Genomic DNA, 17,084 nt, shown 5'->3' on the forward strand with positions numbered 1-17,084 from the left:
TGCAGTCTGCATCCGGCGGGGGCGATCCAGGTCGCCAATAAGTGAAACACGGGAAGCGCCGAGGGCATAAAGCCTCCGGTGACATAGTCGGGGTCTGCATGTCGGTTCGTCATTCGGTTAATGCTCGCGGGTCGCGTTTGTTCCAGACCCGCATCAAGGTTAAAAGGCTGGTAGCCAGTATCGGGATGATCGGCGCGCTCTGCGCAACCGCCCCGGCCCACGCCACCGAAACCGACGATCCCTATGGGGAGGCATCGGAAATCAACACCAGCCCGCTCGGGCCATCCGACGTCGGTTTCTCCAACCTCTTTTCCAGCCTCCAGCGCCTGGACGGCAACGCCAAGACCGCCGCCTATATCCCGTCGGGCCGCCCGGTCGAAAAGCTAAGCCTGACCTCGAATTTCGGTGTCCGCTCCGACCCCTTCAACCGCGCCGCCCGCATGCACAAAGGCATCGACATTCCCGGCCCCATCGGCACCCCGATCCACGCCACGGCCGACGGCATCATCAGCCGCGCCGGATGGGCCAGCGGCTATGGCAACCTCGTCCAGATCTCGCACGGCAGCGGCATGGAAACGCGCTACGGCCATATGTCGAAGCTGCTGGTCGCCGAAAACAGCTATGTGAAGCGCGGCCAGATCATCGGCCTGATGGGGTCGACCGGCCGCTCCACCGGCAGCCACCTCCATTATGAAGTCCGTGTGGACGGCGCGGCGATCAACCCGCTGCCCTTCGTCGCCGGTCCCGACTATCTGGTCGCGATGAACACCAAGCCGCCGCTCGCCATGGGCGGCCCGACCAAGGCGGACGAAAAAGCCGCCGACTAATCGCAAATTACAGGCTCTCGTAAAAGGCCCGGTCCCCTATGGGTTGCCGGGCCTTTTGCTTGATCCTATCTAGGCATGAAGCCTTAAAGCCGTTCGGGCTGCGCTTGTCGAAGCCCTGTTCTTTTCTTTGGGGAGCCAGGCCCTTCGACGGGCTCGGGGCGAACGGATACGGAAACGATAGCGATTTAAGGCGAGTTGCTTTAGGAAACAGCATGTCCGACATCGATCTCACCCCATCCGCCGCCGCCCGCGTTGCCGCGATCGCCGCCAAGCAGGGCAAGCCCGCGATCCTGCGCCTGGCCGTGGAGGGGGGCGGCTGTTCCGGTTTTCAATATCGCTTCGGCCTGGCCGAAGCGATCGAGGCGGACGATCTGTCGGTCGAGCGGGACGGCGTAACGCTGGTGGTGGACGATGTCAGCCTAGACCTCGTGCGGGGCTCCGCCGTCGATTTCGTCTCGGACCTGGGCGGCGCGGCGTTCAAGGTGACGAACCCCAACGCCACCGCCGGTTGCGGCTGCGGCACCAGCTTCTCGGTGTAATCATCTTTAATCCGTTCGTTCTGAGTAGCCATTGAGCTTGTCGAAATGGCGTATCGAAGGATAGTGGTGCTTCGATACGGGTCTTCGACTTCGCTCAGCCCCTACTCAGCACGAACGGATATAAACTCATGCGCATCGCCACCTTCAACATCAACGGCATCAAGGCGCGCCTGCCGCGGCTGCTGGAATGGCTGGACGAGACGCGCCCCGACATCGCCTGCCTCCAGGAAATCAAGACCAGCGACGAAACCTTCCCGGTCAAGGATATCGAGGATGCCGGTTATGGCGTCATCTGGCACGGGCAAAAGGGATTCAACGGCGTCGCCATCCTCGCGCGCGGGGAAACCCCGGTCGAAGTGCGCCGGGGCCTGGAGGGCGAGCCGGAGGACGACCATAGCCGCTATCTCGAAGCCGATGTGAAGGGGGTGCGCGTCGCCAGCATCTACCTGCCCAACGGCAATCCGCAGCCCGGCCCGAAATTCGATTACAAGCTGCGCTGGATGCAGCGCCTGCGCGAGCGGGCCGCACACATCTGGGCGGAGGAAGTGCCAGCGATTTTGGCGGGCGATTACAACGTCATACCCCGCGACGTGGACACATTTTCGGTGAAGGCGATGCAGGACGACGCGCTGATGCAGCCCGAAAGCCGCGCCGCCTATCGCCGTCTGCTGAATGATGGTTGGACCGATGCGATCCTCAGCCGCCATCCGGCCGGGGGCGTATGGACCTTCTGGGATTATCAGGCGAACAGCTGGCCGCGCGATGCGGGCTTCCGCATCGATCATCTGCTGCTCAGCCCCGCCGCCGCCGACCGCCTGATCGACGCGCAGGTCGACAAGGATTTTCGCGGCCGGGAAAAGGCCAGTGACCACGCCCCGACATGGGTGGAACTGCGCGCCGAATAAATATTACCCGGATTATATTGACACAATAAAGTCCGGGTAATAATAACCGTGTCGAAGGAGATTCGGCATGGAACGCACATTGACGGCCTTTGCGGGCGACCTGTGGATTGCGACCGGCGACGAGGCCGAAATCCGCGACGCCCTGCACGCCATGGGCGACGACGCGCAAAATATTCTGTTGTTCGAAGACGCCACCGGCCGTCAGGTCGATATCGATCTGCGCGGCGCCGCTGTGGAGGCACCGCGGGGCAGGGGCCGCCCCAAACTCGGCGTCCAACCGCGCGAAGTGACCCTCTTGCCGCGCCACTGGGATTGGCTCGCCACCCAGCCCGGCGGCGCGTCGGCGACCCTGCGCCGCCTCGTGGAAACCGCGCGCAAGTCCAGCGCCGAAACCCTCGATCCGCGCGCCGCGATGGACGCGGCCTATCATTTCATGACCGCGATGGCGGGCGACCGCCCCGGCTATGAAGCGGCGATCCGCGCCCTGTTCGCGAAGGACGCAAAACTGTTCAATTCGCTGTCTCAGGACTGGCCCTCGGGCATCCGCGACCACGCCCGCGCGCTCGCGGCTCCGGCCCTTATGTAAGACCTCTCAAACCGTTCGGGCTGAGCCTGTCGAAGCCCTTTTCTTCACGACGAAAGTCGCCCCCTTCGACGACCTGTCATGCAAACGCTCAGGACGAACGGGTCAGCGGTAAGTGAAAAGCTAGGCCGCCAGCCGCAGGAACGGCACCGGCTGTGTCGATCGCAGCACGATCGGCTTGCCTTCCGACGCCTCGAACAATTCGCCGTCCAGGATGACGCTGCTGCGATCGCCTTCGATCCGGATCGTGTCGCCCTGCTCCAGGTGGATGCCCTGCATCTGCCGCTTGCCCACGCGCTTGAACAGGCTGGCCCATACCAGCCGCAGCAGGGACGGCAGATTCTGGTCTACCGCCATCAGCTTCATATTGCCGCGTCGGCTGTCGCCCGGATCGACGCCCAGCAGCAGCCGTTCCAGCGTCGTCACGATCAGCACCGCAAAGCGGCCGACCAGTTGCCCATCACGGATCAGCGATATACGCACCGGATTGCCCGATGGTGGCAGGAATTTGGCGCGGATGCCGAACAGCAGCGAAAACACGACCGCGACTGCGGTAATCACATGGCTCAGGCCATTGGATAGGCCCAGCGGATAGATCTGGTTGCGGCAATAGAGCATGTAATCGGCGAGGCCCGCGCCCCCCAGAAACATGCCAAGCACCGGACGGCTGCCCACCGCGCCGTCCGACAGAGCGATCAGTTCGCGCGCGACGACATGATCGTCCACGCCCGCCTTGGCGATCGCCACGATCCGTTCCAGCGCCTTGATCGGGTCGCCATGGATGCCCAGGTCCAGCGCGATCAGGTTGGTCTTGCCATTGGGTAGCACCGCGATCGGCGGCACCCGGCCCTTGAAATGCTCGCCCTGATAGAGTTCGGTCAACGACGCCTGCACCGTGCCATCCCCGCCGTTGATGACGATGACCGCCGGATCGACGCGGGCGATCGTCTGGAATGCCCGGCCGATCTGGTCGACATGCTCCACTTCATAATGGAAGATGTCGGGGTTGCTGGCGCAATAGCTGCGCACGCGCGGAAGGGTCTGCCGGTTGCCGGTGGATTTCGGATTGGACAGAAGCGCGACGCGGACCATGGCTTTGGATCACATATATTTGAGGTTGATCGTAATTTTCGTCACGCCCGGCCCGGCATGAAAGGCCGCCTTCTCCACGCCCGGCTTGCCCAGGTTGAAGATGCTGATCGACGGATTGTTGGAAAATCCGCCGCCGTCCCGCGCAATATCGGTCTTGCCATTGCCGTCGCGATCATGCCGCACGGCGATGCCATATTCACCCGTGCGTGGCACCGGCACGCAAAAGCGCATCGCGCCATTCGCCGGCTTCACCACCGTATCGATGCGGTTGAGCCACTCACCCTTGGTCAGCCAGGCGCTTTTCGTCGCGGGATAGGACTGAACGCGCACCTTGCCGGTGGCGGCGGCGAAACCGCGCACATCGACCAGCACGGCCGGTCCCTTGGCACTGCTCTCGCACCGCCCCAGATCGTTCGCGATTTCCTCGCCATGGGCCATCGCCGGGACCGCAGCGATCATCGCTGCCACCGACATCAAACCCATTGCAACTTTTACCATGACCATCAAACTCCTGGAAGCTATAGCCGCCGATATGAACCGGACGGCAGGCCCCTGTTCGCCCCGCTTTTATACTGACTCGCATATGGGCGGGGTTTGCGGCCAAAACATGGTGATGGGACGACGACTTAGAGAATGCTGACCGCCACCGATCGTTATCTCGCCCGCCTGATCGCGGTGCCCATGCTGGGTACGCTGGTGATCGCCGCGATGCTGCTTGTCCTTGACAAGATGCTCAGCCTGTTCGATTTCGTCGCGGCGGAAGGGGGGCCGGTCAGCGTCGTGTGGCGCATGCTGGCCAATATGCTGCCCGAATATCTCTCGCTCGGCATTCCGATCGGCCTGATGCTTGGCATCCTGCTCGCCTTCCGCAAGCTGGCTTTGTCGTCCGAACTGGACGTGATGCGCGCGGTCGGTCTGTCCTACGGTCGGCTGCTCCGCGTGCCCTATATGTATGCGATCGCGCTGGCGCTGCTCAATTTCGGCATCGTCGGCTTCGTCCAGCCGCTCTCGCGCCACGCCTATGAGGCGCTGCGATTCGAACTGCGCTCGGGTGCGCTCGGCGCGTCGATCAAGGTCGGAGAGTTCACCAATCTGGGCAAGCGCATGACGCTGCGGATCGAACGCAGCCTGGACGAAGGCCGCAATCTGCAAGGCATCTTCGTGCGCGCGGTCAGCCGCGACGGCCAGTCGGTCGCGGTCACGGCGGCGCAGGGTACTTTCCTCGCCACCGACGATCCCGACGTCATCATCTTCCGCCTGCGCAACGGCGTGCTGGTGAACGACGCGCCCAAATATAAGACGCCGCGCATCCTCTCCTTCTCCAGCCACGATCTGCCGATCGACCTGCCGCAGATCGAGAATTTCCGGGGCCGCGACGTCGACCGGGAAAAGACCATTCCCGAACTCATGGTGATTGGCAAGAATCCCGCGACGCCGCAAAAGCTGAAGGACGAAGTGCGCGCCAATTTCCACTTCCGCATGGTGGAGGTGGTGTTCATGTTCCTGCTGCCGCTCGCCGCGCTGGCCTTCGCCATCCCGCCCAAACGATCCACCTCCGCGCTCGGCGTCTTCCTCTCGATCGTGTTCATCGTCACCTATCATAAGGTCAACCAATATGGCGAAGGCATCGGCGCATTGGGGAAGGTCGATCCGATCATCGCCCTGTGGGGACCGTTCCTGCTCGCCTCCGGCCTGGTGCTGTGGATGTATCATGTGATCGCCAACCGACCCGGCGGCCAGCCGATCGGCGCGCTCGAAGTCGCCTTCTCCAAACTGGGTAAGCAGATCGTCCGGCTTCTGCGCTTCGGCCGCCGTCGCCCGCCCGCGTCCGACGTCGCGGAAGGAGCGGCCTGACATGCAATTGAACTTCTTCCCCTCGCGTCAGATCAGCTGGTACATGGCGCGGCTGTTCCTGACGCGCACCTTCGCGGTGTTGGCGCTGTTGGTGGTCGTGCTCCAGACGCTCGACCTGCTGGGCAATTCGGGCGACGTGCTGGCCTATCCGGGCAATGGCGATCCGCAGCTATGGCATTATGTCGGCCTGCGCGCGCCGCAGATCATCGCCCGCTTCCTGCCCTTTTCGGTGCTGCTGGGCACGCTGGTGATGCTGGCGACGCTTAATCAGAATAGCGAAATCATCTCGATGAAGGGCGCGGGGCTTTCCGCCCACCAGATATTGGCGCCGCTCATCGCCACCGCGCTGGGCGTGGCGGTCATCAGCTTCGTGTTCAACGAACGTATCGTCGCCCGCGCCACGGCGGCCTTGAGCGCCTGGCAGGCCGTGGACTACGGCCCGATCCCGCCCGACAGCGGGGTCAAGAGCAACCCCTGGGTGCGCGACGGCAACAACCTGGTCAACGCCGCGATCGTGGCCGGGCGCGGTACGCAGGTCCAGTTGCGCAAGGTGCAGATATACAACCGCGTCAACAACAGCCTGACCACCATCATCCAGGCGCCCAAGGGCCATTATGACGCCGCCACCAAAAGCTGGCTGCTGGAAGGCGCGCGCCAGTTCGATGTGGCGCGCGGCACCGTGCGCAATGTCGGCACCGTCCGCTTCGGCCGCGACATCCGCCCCGACCAGTTCACCCTGGCAAAGGTCGATCCCGACGCGCTGACCTTCAGCGAGCTGGAAGCCGCCATTTCCGACCTGCGCGACGCGGGCCGCCCGACCGCCGAACTGGAAGGCAGTCTGTGGCACAAGATATCGGGGCCGCTTTCGGCCCTGCTGATGCCGATCCTGGGGTCGGTCGCCGCCTTCGGCCTGGCGCGATCGGGCCAGTTGTTCATGCGCGCGGTGCTGGGCATGGCGCTGGGCTTCGCCTATTTCGTCGCCGACAATTTCTCGCTCGCGATGGGTAGCCTGGGCGCCTATCCCCCGGTTCTGGCGGCCTGGGCGCCCTTCTTCCTGTTCCTGCTCGTCGGCGAAACCGTGCTGTTCCGCACGGAAGAGTGATTTCGCGTACGATGGACCATCGCACGACTTGGGACATCACGGAAAACAAAGAAACGACTTGGGGCCGCCGTCGATGTTGCGCCCCAAAGAAAAAGGCCCCGGCGAACAAGGGATGTCGCACGGGGCCTTCCTAGGGAGCGTTCCGATCCTCATAGGGGGAGGGGAAAGAGACCGGAACAGTTCGGATATAGGCGTCGAAAATAGGGTTTCAACGGGCAACCTATATTTTTTCGGCCGCCAGTAAATCCTCCCGCCGCGCCATGCGATCGGCGCGTCAGCGCGCCGCCATCGTGCTGCGCGCGATCTTGCCCACCAGCGGCATCATCCCCTTGTAATTGCCGCGATGATAGGGCGATTGCGCGTCCAGCGTGGCCATAAGCCGGGCATGCGCCTTGCCCAGCGCATGATAGGGTACGCTGGGCAGCAGATGATGCAGCGCATGATAGCGCAACCCCACCGGCGCCCACAGCGCGGGCAGCGTGCCGGGCGGCGGCACATTGACCGAATCCAGATATTGCGCCGTCACCGTCATCGCCTCGCCCTCATTCTCCCACAGATGCGCCACCAGGGTGCGCAACTGGTTGATGACGGTCATGGCCGAATGGATCGCCATATAGACGAGCAGCGGCTTCCATCCGAAGGCGAACACGCTGCCGACCAGCGCCAGCGCAAACAGGCTGGCGCCTGCCTCCTGCCATTGCCACATCCGCGCGAAATCGCCTTCGGGCGCGCGGCGGCGATAGGATGGGTTGATCGACAGCGCCGACAGTTCGGCCACCACCTTGCGCCGCAACGGCGGGATCAGCAGCGACAGCGGCGTCAGCACGCCAAAACGCAAGATAAGGCCGACCGGCGCCAGCGAGGCGACGAGGATGAACAGCGGCAAAGACCAGGGCTTCATCAGCGCCAGCGGCAGATATTCCGGGTCATCCGCCGTACCATAACGGGTGCGCGCATGATGCTGGGTGTGGACGCCTTCATACAGGAAGGACGGGATCATCAGCGGAATGCCGACGATCAAATTCCACCCCAGGCGAAAGCCGGGCAGGGCGCCCTTGCGGATATGGGTCAGCTCATGGATGAAACTCGCTGCGCGATACAGCGCCATCATCGCGACGAAGGCGCATGCCACCGCGACCGCCTTATTCTCCACCAGGATCGCACCGGCCATCGCGCCCCATCCGACCAGCGCGGACGCCAGCATGTCGGGCCAATAGATGCGCGGATTGGCGAGTGAATAATCGCGCGTCAGTTCGGCGGCGGCCCGCAACATCACGGTGTCGTCGGGGATCGCGGCGCGCGCCCGCTGGGCGGCGGCCAATAGGGGATCATGCACAGTCATAAGGGCGCTCCTAACCGCGAAATGCGCTGATATCGTGGCAACACCATGACATATTCACCATGATATCGCCCCGCCGGGCGCGCCTGATTGACATTCCGGCGACGAGGCGCGAACTGCATCCCATTCCATAATTTCCTTGAAGGCGGCACAAGTGGCGCAATCTGATCTGGTCATCACACCCGTTTCCGGCAAGTCCGACCTGAAGGCTTTCATCGACCTGCCCTGGCGCATCTACGCCAACGATCCCCATTGGGTGCCGCCGTTGAAGGCGGAGGTGAAGGAATTGATGACGCCGGGGAGGAACCCCTTTTTCGGCCATGCCGAGGCGCAATATTTCCTCGCCCGTCGCGGCGGCAAGGTGGTCGGCCGCATTGCGGCCCATATCGATCATCTGGCGCTTCAACAGCCGGTCGAACAGGGGATGGGACCGGGTACCGGCAATTTCGGCCTGTTCGAGGCGGAAGATGCCGAAACCGGCCGCGCCCTGATCGCCACGGCCGAAGACTGGCTGCGCGGCAAGGGCATGACCCGGGTGCTGGGGCCGATTTCCCTGTCCATCTGGGAAGAGCCGGGCCTGCTGATTTCAGGCCATGATCATCCGCCAACGGTCATGATGGGGCATAACAGCCCCGCCTATCAGGCGATCATAGAGGGGGCGGGCTATGCCCCCGCCAAGCAGCTCAAAACCTATGAGCTGGACATCACCCAAAGCTTCCCGCCGCTGATACAGCGCATCATTCAGTCGGGTGAGAAGAACCCGCGCATCCATATCCGCCGCGTCGACAAGGCGCAGTTCGACAAGGAAGCCGCGATCATCCTGGCGATCCTCAACGACGCCTGGGCAATAATTGGGGCTTCGTGCCGATCACGGACGAAGAGGTCGCCCACACCGGCAAGAAGCTGAAACCCATCGTGTTCGAAGATCTCATCATGATCGCCGAACTGGACGGGGAACCGGTCGCCTTCATGATGACGCTGCCCGACCTCAACGAAGCGCTGACGCCGCTTAACGGCTCACTCTTCCCGTTCGGCTGGGCAAAGCTGCTCTGGTGGCTGCGCAAGCCTAAGGTGCGCACCATGCGCGTGCCGCTGATGGGCGTGGTCCAGCGCCTGCAATCCTCCCGCATGGCGAGCCAGCTGGCCTTCATGATGATCGAGGCGATCCGCCTGCGCGCGGTGTCCGAATATGATTCCACGCGTGGGGAGATCGGCTGGGTGCTGGACGACAATCAGGGCATGAACGCCATTGCCGAAGCCATCAACAGCGAAGTGAACAAAATCTACCAGATCTACGAAAAGCCCCTCTAAGATTTTGTTTCGCCTTCGTATTGGTGGAAACCGTTCGACCGATGCGTCGTTTATACATCCATCACCACGCAAGGAGTAACGACCATGGGCGAGACCACCGACAAGCTGAAGGCCGCTGGCAACAAGGCGGCTGGTGCCGTCAAGGAAGGCATCGGCAAGGCGACCGACAATGAGCGCCTCGAAGCCGAAGGCAAGGCGCAGAAGGCTAAGGGCACGGCTCAGGATGTGGCCGGTTCGGTTAAGGGCGCGCTCGGCGACAAGATCTGATCCGATAGTCCGGACAATCGAAGGCCTCGTTCCGAAAGGAACGGGGCCTTTCCCGTTTCTGTCCTATCGGCACGCAGCGGCTTATGAAATCCGTTCCTCGGCGAAGGCCGGGGTCCAGTGTCGTTTGTCGAACTGAACTCTCTACCGCCAGGGCACGACCGAATAGGATCACACCCGAGCAATAAAATGTCAGGATCAGCGGGAAAAGTGCGAAGTTAAGCGCCCGCCTCGTCTCGTTCATCTTTCCCATGACAGCGGTTGTGGGTTGATACCGGGCGGCTCCCCGGTGCATGGAGAGGGGCATGAGCAGGCAATATTTCGGCACCGACGGCATTCGCGGCCGTACCAATCAATGGCCCATGACGGCGGAGCTGGCGATGAAGGTCGGCATGGCCGCTGGCACCCACTTCCTGCGCGGCAGCCATCGCCATCGCGTGGTGATCGGCAAGGATACGCGCCTGTCGGGCTATATGGTCGAAAACGCGCTGGTCGCGGGCTTCACCGCCGTGGGCATGGACGTGGTGCAATTTGGCCCGATCCCGACGCCCGCCGTCGCGCTGCTCGCCCATTCGATGCGCGCGGACCTGGGCGTTATGATCTCCGCCAGCCACAATCCCTATTTCGACAATGGCATAAAATTGTTCGGCCCGGACGGCTACAAGCTGTCGGACGAGGACGAGTTGAAGATCGAAGCGCTGCTGGGGCAGGACATCGCGCTCGCCCCGTCCAAGGATATTGGCCGCGCCCGCCGGGTCGAGGATGCGCGCGGTCGCTACATCCACGCGGTCAAGTCCAGCTTCCCCGCCGACCTGCGCCTCGATGGCCTCAAGATCGTGGTCGATTGCGCCAACGGCGCCGCCTATCAGGTCGCGCCATCCGCGCTGTGGGAACTGGGCGCGACCGTCGTCGCCATCGGCGTGACACCCAACGGCATCAACATCAATGACGGTTGTGGCTCCACCGCACCGTTGCTGCTCCAGGAAACCGTGGTGTCCTCCGGCGCGGATGTCGGCATCGCGCTGGACGGCGACGCCGACCGGCTGATCGTGGTCGATGAAAAGGGCCAGATCGTAGACGGCGACCAGATCATGGCGCTGATCGCCGCCAATTTCATGGCCGAAGGCCGGCTGCGCGGCGGCGGGCTGGTTGCAACGATCATGTCGAACCTGGGCCTCGAACGCTTTCTGTCGGGAAAGGGCATCGGCCTGGAGCGGACCAAGGTCGGCGACCGCTACGTGCTGGAACGGATGCGCGAAGGCGGGTTCAACATCGGCGGCGAACAGTCGGGGCATATGATCCTGTCCGACTATGCCACCACCGGCGACGGCACGGTCGCCGCGCTCCAGGTGCTGGCCGCGCTGGTCCGTTCCGGCAAGCCCGCCAGCGAAACGCTGCACCAGTTCGACCCTGTTCCCCAATTGCTCAAAAATGTCCGCTTCTCCGGCGGAAAGCCGCTGGAGCATGCGGACGTCAAGCGCGTCATCGCGCAGGCGGAAACGGAATTGAACGGCGCGGGCCGCCTCGTCATCCGCCCGTCCGGCACCGAACCCGTTATCCGCGTGATGGCGGAGGGCGACCGGGAAGAGCAGGTAAGGGATGTGGTCGAGCGCATCTGCGCCGCAGTGGAAAAAGCCGCAGCGTGATGGCTCTCATCCCCACATCCGTTCGGTTCGAGCTTGTCGAGAACTTCGCGGTACGTTCTCGACAAGCGCGAACCGAACGGGGAGGGTGCGACCATGCTTGACATGCGCCCCGACTGCGAACGCTGCGGCACGGATCTGCCCGCCGACCAGCCCGGCGCGTTCATCTGCTCGTTCGAATGCACCTGGTGCGCACCGTGCGCCGAAGCGCTGGACGATCGCTGCCCCAATTGCGGCGGCGAACTGATGGACCGCCCGACCCGCGTCGGCAAGGCGCTCGCCGCCAACCCGGCCTCGACGGAGCGCCACTACACGCCATGACGCCCGCCCGCATCCTCATCATCGCCGGTTCCGACAGCGGGGGCGGCGCGGGCATCCAGGCGGACCTCAAGACCGTGACCCTGCTGGGCGGCTTCGGCATGACCGCCATCACCGCGATCACCGCGCAGAACACGCTGGGCGTCCAGGGCGTCCACCCGATCCCCACCGACATGGTACTGGCGCAGATGGAAAGCTGCATCAGCGACATCGGCGTCGACGCGGTAAAGATCGGCATGATCGGATCGGCGCAAACTGCCGCAGCCGTGGCCGACCGACTGGCCAGGCTGGATCATGTCCCGATCGTCTTCGATCCCGTCATGGTCGCCACCAGCGGATCGCTGCTGGCCGACGACGCCACCATTGCAGCGTTCGAAAAGCTGATGGCCATCGCGACCCTCGTCACCCCCAACATCCCCGAACTGACCGCGCTGGGTGGGGACGCGGTCGCCGTCCGTTTCGACACTCATGTCCTGGCCAAGGGCGGCCATGGCGAAGGCCCTATGCTGACCGATCGGCTGATCGCGCCGCGCGGCGTCCTCAATGCCTGGAGCAACGCCCGCATCGACACGCCCCATAGCCACGGCACCGGCTGCACGCTGGCGAGCGCTATCGCGACCGGCCTGGGCCAGGGGCTGGACCTGGTCGAAGCGATCGAGCGCGGCCGCAAATATGTGCGCGAAGCCCTCAGCCTCGCGCCGGGGCTCGGCGGCGGTCATGGCCCAATGGGCGCGCCCTTCGGTTTCCACGCTTATGCCTGACTTCGTCCACGAACTGCGCCATCATCCCGGCCTCGTCGCCGGTGTGGATGAAGCGGGCAGGGGACCGCTGGCCGGGCCGGTGGTCGCCGCCGCCGTCATCCTGCGTAGCGATGATTGCCCTGATGGCCTCAACGACTCCAAGCAACTGACGGCGAAGAAGCGCGCCGCGCTGGAGGTCGAGATCAAGGCGCGCGCCCTCTGCTGGGGCGTCGGCATCGCCAGCGTGGAGGAAATCGACGCCATCAATATCCTGTGGGCAACGATGCTGGCGATGACCCGCGCGGTCGAAGCGCTGAACCACGATTGCGCCCATGTCCTGGTGGACGGCAATCGCTGCCCCACATGGCGTTGGGCCTCCACCGCCGTGGTGGAGGGCGACGCCAAATGCCTGTCGATCGCGGCGGCCTCCATCCTCGCCAAGGAGGAACGCGACCGCATGATGATCGCGGCGGCGGCCGACCACCCCCATTATGGCTGGGACACGAACAAGGGCTATGGCAGCGCCCGGCATCTGGCCGCCCTGCGCGAACATGGCCCGACCCCGCTCCACCGCCGCAGCTTCGCCCCGGTGGCGCAATTGATACTGCTGTAATAACTGGATAGCCCGGAATACCGAAGCCCAGCGAACCGCAGGGTGGTCGTCGCCTACCGCACCGGCGTCCAGGTCTGGGTCTTGCAGAAGAAGGCGATACAGCCCTGCACCTTCAACGTGCCATTCCCGTTGCGGCTGAGCTTTGAGGTATAGCTCTTGCCGCTTTCAGGGTCGTAGATCGTCCCCTTCCAATGTTCACCGCCATCTTCGAAGCCGGTCAGCAGCGCCAGGCCGACAAGGGGTTTGGACTGCAACGCCGGATCGGGATTTTTGACATCGGTCTGCGCACGGCCGGGCGTGGGCTTCACGATCTTCTCGATCTTCCCGCACAGATGTTTGCCGCATGGCGCGATTTGGACGATCGCCTTGCCGTCCACCGTGGCCCAGCGCCCGGTGACGGGCTGGGCGGCCTGCGCGGGCATGGCGGCAAGGGCGGCACCCAGGGTTGCGATGGCGAAAACGGCCTGCTTCATGCGATCCACTCCATTGTTTGACGAAAGATAGTCAGGAAAAGCCCGCCCGCCACCGCCTTTTTCGGCGGGGCGGGCGACCTTTCCGGGCGACGCTACGGCAGCGTGCATCCCGCTCTCCAACTTTTTTAGAAGGCGGTGCTGATCGAACAGGCGGCCGGACCCAGGATGACGACGAACAGGGTCGGCAGGATGAACAATATCAGCGGCACCGTCATGATCGCGGGCAGGCGCGCGGCCTTTTCCTCTGCGCGCATCATGCGTTCGTGACGGAACTCGGCTGAAAGGACACGTAGTGCCGAAGCGAGCGGGGTGCCATATTTCTCCGTCTGTATCATGGTCGTGACCACGCCCCTGATCGCATCCAGCTTGACGCGTGTGGCGAGATTTTCGAACGCCATGCGACGCTCGGTCAGGAAGCTCAGCTCGATCGCGGTCAGCTGGAACTCGTCACCCAGTTCGGGATAGGCCTTGCCCAGTTCACGCGCCACCCGGTTGAAGGCGGCGTCGACGGTCAGGCCCGCCTCGGCGCAGATCACCAGCAGGTCGAGTGCGTCAGGCAACCCCTTGCGGATCGCGGCGGACCGTTTCTGCACCTTGTTGTCGATGAAGATGTCGGGCGCCTTGTAGGCGAGCAACAGGGCCACCGCAAAAGCGAAGAAGCGCTTCATCGGGCCCCATTCCGGCTCGATCCCCACCCCATAGAGCAGGATCGCGGCCGCGCCGCCGATGATGATCGGCATGATCATGCGGCCGAAGATGATGGCGACGGCCCAATCCTTCGACCGGATGCCCGCCTGCGCCAGGCGGATCTGCGCATCTTTCAGCTGGTCGTCCTGCAGCACCTTCAGGCTCGACAGGAAGGACCGCATATGGTCGGTCGTCTGGTTGCGCGTGACCAGCTTGGCGCGGCGCTTGGCGGTCGACGCGGTGATGCCCGCCTTCAACTGTTCGCGCCGGTCGTTGAGCGCCTTGACCCGCTTGGCCATCGGATCGCGCACGGTCATCACCGCATAGAGCGCAAACAGGATGGCCAGCGTCGCCAGGGCGGCGAGCAGCGTGCCGAAATCGGTGGCGGTCAGGCCGAAAAGCGTACCGGCGGGGGTAGGGGCGTCCATATATTTTGTCCTTGCCCGTCAGATTTCGAAATTGACCATCTGGGCCATGATGAAAGCGCCGATGCCCATCCAGCACATGCCGCCGATGCCGATCACCTGCATGGTGCTCAGCCCGAAAATGCCAGCCGGATCAGGTGTGAAGAACGGACTCATATAATTGAAATTGATGTAGCAGATCATGCCGAACACCAACGGCGGCAGCGCGCCGATAATATAGGCCGACGCCTTGGATTCCGAGGACATGGCCCGGATTTTCAATTTCATCTGCGCACGTTGGCGCAATACGGTGGCCAGGTTCGACAGCGTTTCGGCCAGGTTGCCGCCGGTTTCCCGCTGGATCGACAAGGTGATGACGAAGAACTGAAATTCGGCCGTGCCCAGCCGATCGGCGGTTTCCTGCAAAGCCTGTTCCATCGTACGGCCGATCTTGATGCGCTCGGTGATCAGCTTGAACTCTTCGCCCACGGGCCCCGGAATTTCGCTCGACACGATGCCCAGCGTCTCTGCGATCGGCAGGCCCGACCGCAGGCCGCGCGTCAGCAATTCCAGCGCGTCGGGGAATTTGACGGTGAACTTATTGACGCGCCCCTTGATCAGGCGTCCGACCCACCAGTGGGGCAGGCCAAGACCGGCGGCCAGGCCGACCATGACCGCAAACAGAAAGGGGAATCCGCGCAGCATCAAAAATGCCGACAGCAGCAGAAAAATGCAGGCGCTGGCCGTCATATACTGGCTGAGCGTCCATTTCTTGCCGGTCATCTTCAGGCGCTTGGTCAGATTATCCGGATTGGGGATCAGCGACACCAGCATCTTGGCTTCGACGCCGGTCGCGCGATTGGAAATCACCCGGCGCATCCGCGCCTCCAACAGCGCTTCGGCCAATTCGCTGTGGCGGCCACGGATCATCGCGACGCGCCGCTTGCGCGCCTTGTCCGGCGACGGACCGGCAAACGCGACCACGGCCAGCCCCAGCATGGTCGCGACCAGCACCAATATCAGGATGAAATTGCCGTCCATCTCGTCGCCTGTCCTTCAGGATGCCGCGCCGCCCACTGCCGGGCGGCACATGCGATCAATTGTCCAACGCCGCCTTGTCCTTGCGACGTGACGGCATCATCGACCGGAAATCGCCGATCTTGCCCAGCAGGGAATCGCCCTTCTTGCGCGCACCCTTGGGTGCAGCAGTTGGATCGACGGCATCGGCGGCGCCCAGCACCTCGTCCAGCAGGCTGGCGCAGGCCGCGCCGACCTTGCTGCCCTTGGCCGTTTCCGCCAGCGTCTTGCCCAGCTTCGCCGCCTGCGATGCGATCCGCAGGTCGAACGGCACGATGACATCCACCTTGCGCTCGATCGACTGTTCGAAATCCTTGCGGCTGATCTCCGGCGCACCGGGATGGACGCGATTGGCGACCACCACCACGCGCGCCTGCGGCGCATTGCTCTTGAGCCAGGACAGGATGCGAATGGTGTCGCGCGCCGCGGCCAGCGTCAGTTCGGTCACGACCAGCGTCACGTTGATGTCGGACGCCAAGTGCGGATGCTGGATCAGCATGTTGCGCGGCAGGTCGATGACGCTGCATTCGAATGCCAGGCGAAATTCTTCCAGCAACTGGTAGAAAGCGCCCCCGTCGGTCATCATCGGCTGGCTGATCGGCGCTTCGGCCGACAGGATCGCCAGCGTATCGCTCGCCCGCACCATCGCGCGTTCGATGAACAGTCCGTCGATGCGGCTGGGATTTTCGATCGCGTCGGTCAGGCCGCGACCCGGCTCCAGGTCCAACGCCAGCGCATTGGTGCCGAAATGCACGTCCAGGTCGAGCAGCGCGGTCGGGCGCTTCTTCTTTTCGGACAGCATCCAGGCAAGCGACGTCGCGATGCTGGACGCGCCCACGCCGCCGCGTGTGCCGATGACCGCCATGGTGCAATGCGGACGCTCGGGCGTAACATCGCGCGGGGCCATGAATACGGCCTGCGCCTGTGCCAGAGCATCGCGCAACTGGTCCGCGCCGAAGGGCTTGAGCAGATAGTCCTGAATGCCGCTGGCGACCAGATCGCGATAGAGGCGCACGTCATTGACCTGGCCCGACGCGATCACGACCGTGCCGGGTTCGCATACTTCGGCCAGGCTGTTGATGTCGTTCAGCGGATCGCCGCTTTCGGACATGTCGACGAACAATATCTGTGGCGACGCGGTGATCGACAGGCTCTGCACCGCGTTGCGCATGCCGCCCTTGTTCACCTTTTCCGGCGCCCAGCCCAGTTCGGCAGCGACTGCGCGCAGCATGTCGAAGCTGTGATCGTCGCAGACATAGGCATGGAACGGGTCGCGATGGCCGCCGATGCCGGGTTTCCACGGTGCGTTCATC

General features: G+C 63.6%; 18 protein-coding genes and 1 pseudogene. 12 read left to right on the plus strand and 7 right to left on the minus strand.

Annotated elements, in window-relative coordinates; all coding sequences use genetic code 11:
* Window positions 1-98 precede the first annotated feature (98 nt).
* The 4 genes from U5A82_RS09260 (at window position 99) to U5A82_RS09275 (ending at window position 2,857) form a co-directional block, all read left to right on the plus strand.
* Window positions 99-827 carry a M23 family metallopeptidase gene (locus U5A82_RS09260; protein WP_326290332.1) on the plus strand — a complete coding sequence of 243 codons (729 nt, stop codon included), beginning with the start codon at window positions 99-101 and terminating at the stop codon, window positions 825-827.
* Between the two features lie 212 nt (window positions 828-1,039).
* Window positions 1,040-1,366 carry an iron-sulfur cluster insertion protein ErpA gene (gene erpA, locus U5A82_RS09265; protein ID WP_326290334.1) on the plus strand — a complete coding sequence of 109 codons (327 nt, stop codon included), beginning with the start codon at window positions 1,040-1,042 and terminating at the stop codon, window positions 1,364-1,366.
* A 128-nt stretch (window positions 1,367-1,494) separates the two neighbouring features.
* Window positions 1,495-2,271, plus strand: coding sequence for an exodeoxyribonuclease III (gene xth, locus U5A82_RS09270; RefSeq protein WP_326290335.1), 777 nt, complete (start codon window positions 1,495-1,497; stop codon window positions 2,269-2,271).
* Window positions 2,272-2,338: 67 nt separating this feature from the next.
* A complete protein-coding gene (locus tag U5A82_RS09275; protein ID WP_326290336.1) occupies window positions 2,339-2,857 on the plus strand; it encodes a DUF2239 family protein in 519 nt (172 codons plus the stop codon).
* Window positions 2,858-2,977: 120 nt separating this feature from the next.
* Here the strand turns inward: U5A82_RS09275 and U5A82_RS09280 are convergent, their stop codons facing one another.
* A complete protein-coding gene (locus tag U5A82_RS09280) occupies window positions 2,978-3,946 on the minus strand; it encodes a diacylglycerol/lipid kinase family protein (RefSeq protein WP_326290338.1) in 969 nt (322 codons plus the stop codon).
* Window positions 3,947-3,955: 9 nt separating this feature from the next.
* Window positions 3,956-4,450, minus strand: a complete 495-nt coding sequence (locus U5A82_RS09285; protein ID WP_326290340.1) for a DUF2141 domain-containing protein — start codon at window positions 4,448-4,450, stop codon at window positions 3,956-3,958.
* Window positions 4,451-4,579: 129 nt separating this feature from the next.
* Between U5A82_RS09285 and lptF the strand changes: the two genes are divergently transcribed.
* Window positions 4,580-5,800 carry an LPS export ABC transporter permease LptF gene (gene lptF, locus U5A82_RS09290; protein ID WP_326290342.1) on the plus strand — a complete coding sequence of 407 codons (1,221 nt, stop codon included), beginning with the start codon at window positions 4,580-4,582 and terminating at the stop codon, window positions 5,798-5,800.
* A gap of 1 nt (window position 5,801) precedes the next feature.
* Window positions 5,802-6,902 (plus strand): LPS export ABC transporter permease LptG, encoded by a 1,101-nt coding sequence (gene lptG, locus U5A82_RS09295; RefSeq protein ID WP_326290343.1) that lies wholly within the window; start codon window positions 5,802-5,804, stop codon window positions 6,900-6,902.
* A gap of 274 nt (window positions 6,903-7,176) precedes the next feature.
* On the opposite strand, the gene U5A82_RS09300 is transcribed toward lptG, so the two are convergent.
* The gene (locus U5A82_RS09300) at window positions 7,177-8,244 is read right to left on the minus strand and encodes a fatty acid desaturase family protein (protein ID WP_326290345.1); all 1,068 of its coding nucleotides are present in this window, start codon (window positions 8,242-8,244) and stop codon (window positions 7,177-7,179) included.
* Between the two features lie 151 nt (window positions 8,245-8,395).
* Between U5A82_RS09300 and U5A82_RS09305 the strand changes: the two are divergent.
* The 6 genes and pseudogenes from U5A82_RS09305 (at window position 8,396) to U5A82_RS09330 (ending at window position 13,130) form a co-directional block, all read left to right on the plus strand.
* Window positions 8,396-9,552: pseudogene (locus U5A82_RS09305) on the plus strand (N-acetyltransferase).
* 84 nt (window positions 9,553-9,636) lie between these two features.
* Window positions 9,637-9,819, plus strand: coding sequence for a CsbD family protein (locus U5A82_RS09310; protein ID WP_326290346.1), 183 nt, complete (start codon window positions 9,637-9,639; stop codon window positions 9,817-9,819).
* Window positions 9,820-10,121: 302 nt separating this feature from the next.
* Window positions 10,122-11,462 carry a phosphoglucosamine mutase gene (gene glmM / locus U5A82_RS09315; protein WP_326290347.1) on the plus strand — a complete coding sequence of 447 codons (1,341 nt, stop codon included), beginning with the start codon at window positions 10,122-10,124 and terminating at the stop codon, window positions 11,460-11,462.
* A gap of 93 nt (window positions 11,463-11,555) precedes the next feature.
* Window positions 11,556-11,780, plus strand: coding sequence for a DUF1272 domain-containing protein (locus U5A82_RS09320; RefSeq protein WP_326290349.1), 225 nt, complete (start codon window positions 11,556-11,558; stop codon window positions 11,778-11,780).
* Entirely contained in the window at window positions 11,777-12,538 is a 762-nt protein-coding gene (gene thiD, locus U5A82_RS09325; protein ID WP_326290350.1) for a bifunctional hydroxymethylpyrimidine kinase/phosphomethylpyrimidine kinase, read from the plus strand. The genes U5A82_RS09320 and thiD overlap by 4 nt, the downstream gene beginning before the upstream one ends.
* Window positions 12,531-13,130 carry a ribonuclease HII gene (locus tag U5A82_RS09330; RefSeq protein WP_326290351.1) on the plus strand — a complete coding sequence of 200 codons (600 nt, stop codon included), beginning with the start codon at window positions 12,531-12,533 and terminating at the stop codon, window positions 13,128-13,130. Before thiD ends, U5A82_RS09330 begins: the two co-directional genes overlap by 8 nt.
* Window positions 13,131-13,183: 53 nt before the next feature.
* On the opposite strand, the gene U5A82_RS09335 is transcribed toward U5A82_RS09330, so the two are convergent.
* From U5A82_RS09335 to U5A82_RS09350, 4 genes are all read right to left on the minus strand, one after another.
* Window positions 13,184-13,603 carry a DUF2147 domain-containing protein gene (locus U5A82_RS09335; protein ID WP_326290353.1) on the minus strand — a complete coding sequence of 140 codons (420 nt, stop codon included), beginning with the start codon at window positions 13,601-13,603 and terminating at the stop codon, window positions 13,184-13,186.
* A gap of 125 nt (window positions 13,604-13,728) precedes the next feature.
* Window positions 13,729-14,718 carry a type II secretion system F family protein gene (locus tag U5A82_RS09340; protein WP_326290355.1) on the minus strand — a complete coding sequence of 330 codons (990 nt, stop codon included), beginning with the start codon at window positions 14,716-14,718 and terminating at the stop codon, window positions 13,729-13,731.
* 18 nt (window positions 14,719-14,736) lie between these two features.
* Complete coding sequence (locus tag U5A82_RS09345; protein WP_326290356.1) at window positions 14,737-15,735, minus strand: type II secretion system F family protein; 999 nt, start codon at window positions 15,733-15,735, stop codon at window positions 14,737-14,739.
* A gap of 55 nt (window positions 15,736-15,790) precedes the next feature.
* Complete coding sequence (locus U5A82_RS09350) at window positions 15,791-17,083, minus strand: pilus assembly protein CpaE (RefSeq protein WP_326290358.1); 1,293 nt, start codon at window positions 17,081-17,083, stop codon at window positions 15,791-15,793.
* Window position 17,084: the final 1 nt, after the last annotated feature.

It is taken from the genome of Sphingobium sp. CR2-8, assembly GCF_035818615.1.
Taxonomy (GTDB): Bacteria; Pseudomonadota; Alphaproteobacteria; order Sphingomonadales; family Sphingomonadaceae; genus Sphingobium.

Bases quoted from the DNA above. Each gene is read 5' to 3' on its own strand.
- U5A82_RS09260 (WP_326290332.1), top strand. From the start codon at position 99: ATGTCGGTTCGTCATTCGGTTAATGCTCGCGGGTCGCGTTTGTTCCAG.
- erpA (WP_326290334.1), top strand. From the start codon at position 1,040: ATGTCCGACATCGATCTCACCCCATCCGCCGCCGCCCGCGTTGCCGCG.
- xth (WP_326290335.1), top strand. From the start codon at position 1,495: ATGCGCATCGCCACCTTCAACATCAACGGCATCAAGGCGCGCCTGCCG.
- U5A82_RS09275 (WP_326290336.1), top strand. From the start codon at position 2,339: ATGGAACGCACATTGACGGCCTTTGCGGGCGACCTGTGGATTGCGACC.
- U5A82_RS09280 (WP_326290338.1), bottom strand. From the start codon at position 3,946: ATGGTCCGCGTCGCGCTTCTGTCCAATCCGAAATCCACCGGCAACCGG.
- U5A82_RS09285 (WP_326290340.1), bottom strand. From the start codon at position 4,450: ATGGTCATGGTAAAAGTTGCAATGGGTTTGATGTCGGTGGCAGCGATG.
- lptF (WP_326290342.1), top strand. From the start codon at position 4,580: ATGCTGACCGCCACCGATCGTTATCTCGCCCGCCTGATCGCGGTGCCC.
- lptG (WP_326290343.1), top strand. From the start codon at position 5,802: ATGCAATTGAACTTCTTCCCCTCGCGTCAGATCAGCTGGTACATGGCG.
- U5A82_RS09300 (WP_326290345.1), bottom strand. From the start codon at position 8,244: ATGACTGTGCATGATCCCCTATTGGCCGCCGCCCAGCGGGCGCGCGCC.
- U5A82_RS09310 (WP_326290346.1), top strand. From the start codon at position 9,637: ATGGGCGAGACCACCGACAAGCTGAAGGCCGCTGGCAACAAGGCGGCT.
- glmM (WP_326290347.1), top strand. From the start codon at position 10,122: ATGAGCAGGCAATATTTCGGCACCGACGGCATTCGCGGCCGTACCAAT.
- U5A82_RS09320 (WP_326290349.1), top strand. From the start codon at position 11,556: ATGCTTGACATGCGCCCCGACTGCGAACGCTGCGGCACGGATCTGCCC.
- thiD (WP_326290350.1), top strand. From the start codon at position 11,777: ATGACGCCCGCCCGCATCCTCATCATCGCCGGTTCCGACAGCGGGGGC.
- U5A82_RS09330 (WP_326290351.1), top strand. From the start codon at position 12,531: ATGCCTGACTTCGTCCACGAACTGCGCCATCATCCCGGCCTCGTCGCC.
- U5A82_RS09335 (WP_326290353.1), bottom strand. From the start codon at position 13,603: ATGAAGCAGGCCGTTTTCGCCATCGCAACCCTGGGTGCCGCCCTTGCC.
- U5A82_RS09340 (WP_326290355.1), bottom strand. From the start codon at position 14,718: ATGGACGCCCCTACCCCCGCCGGTACGCTTTTCGGCCTGACCGCCACC.
- U5A82_RS09345 (WP_326290356.1), bottom strand. From the start codon at position 15,735: ATGGACGGCAATTTCATCCTGATATTGGTGCTGGTCGCGACCATGCTG.
- U5A82_RS09350 (WP_326290358.1), bottom strand. From the start codon at position 17,083: ATGAACGCACCGTGGAAACCCGGCATCGGCGGCCATCGCGACCCGTTC.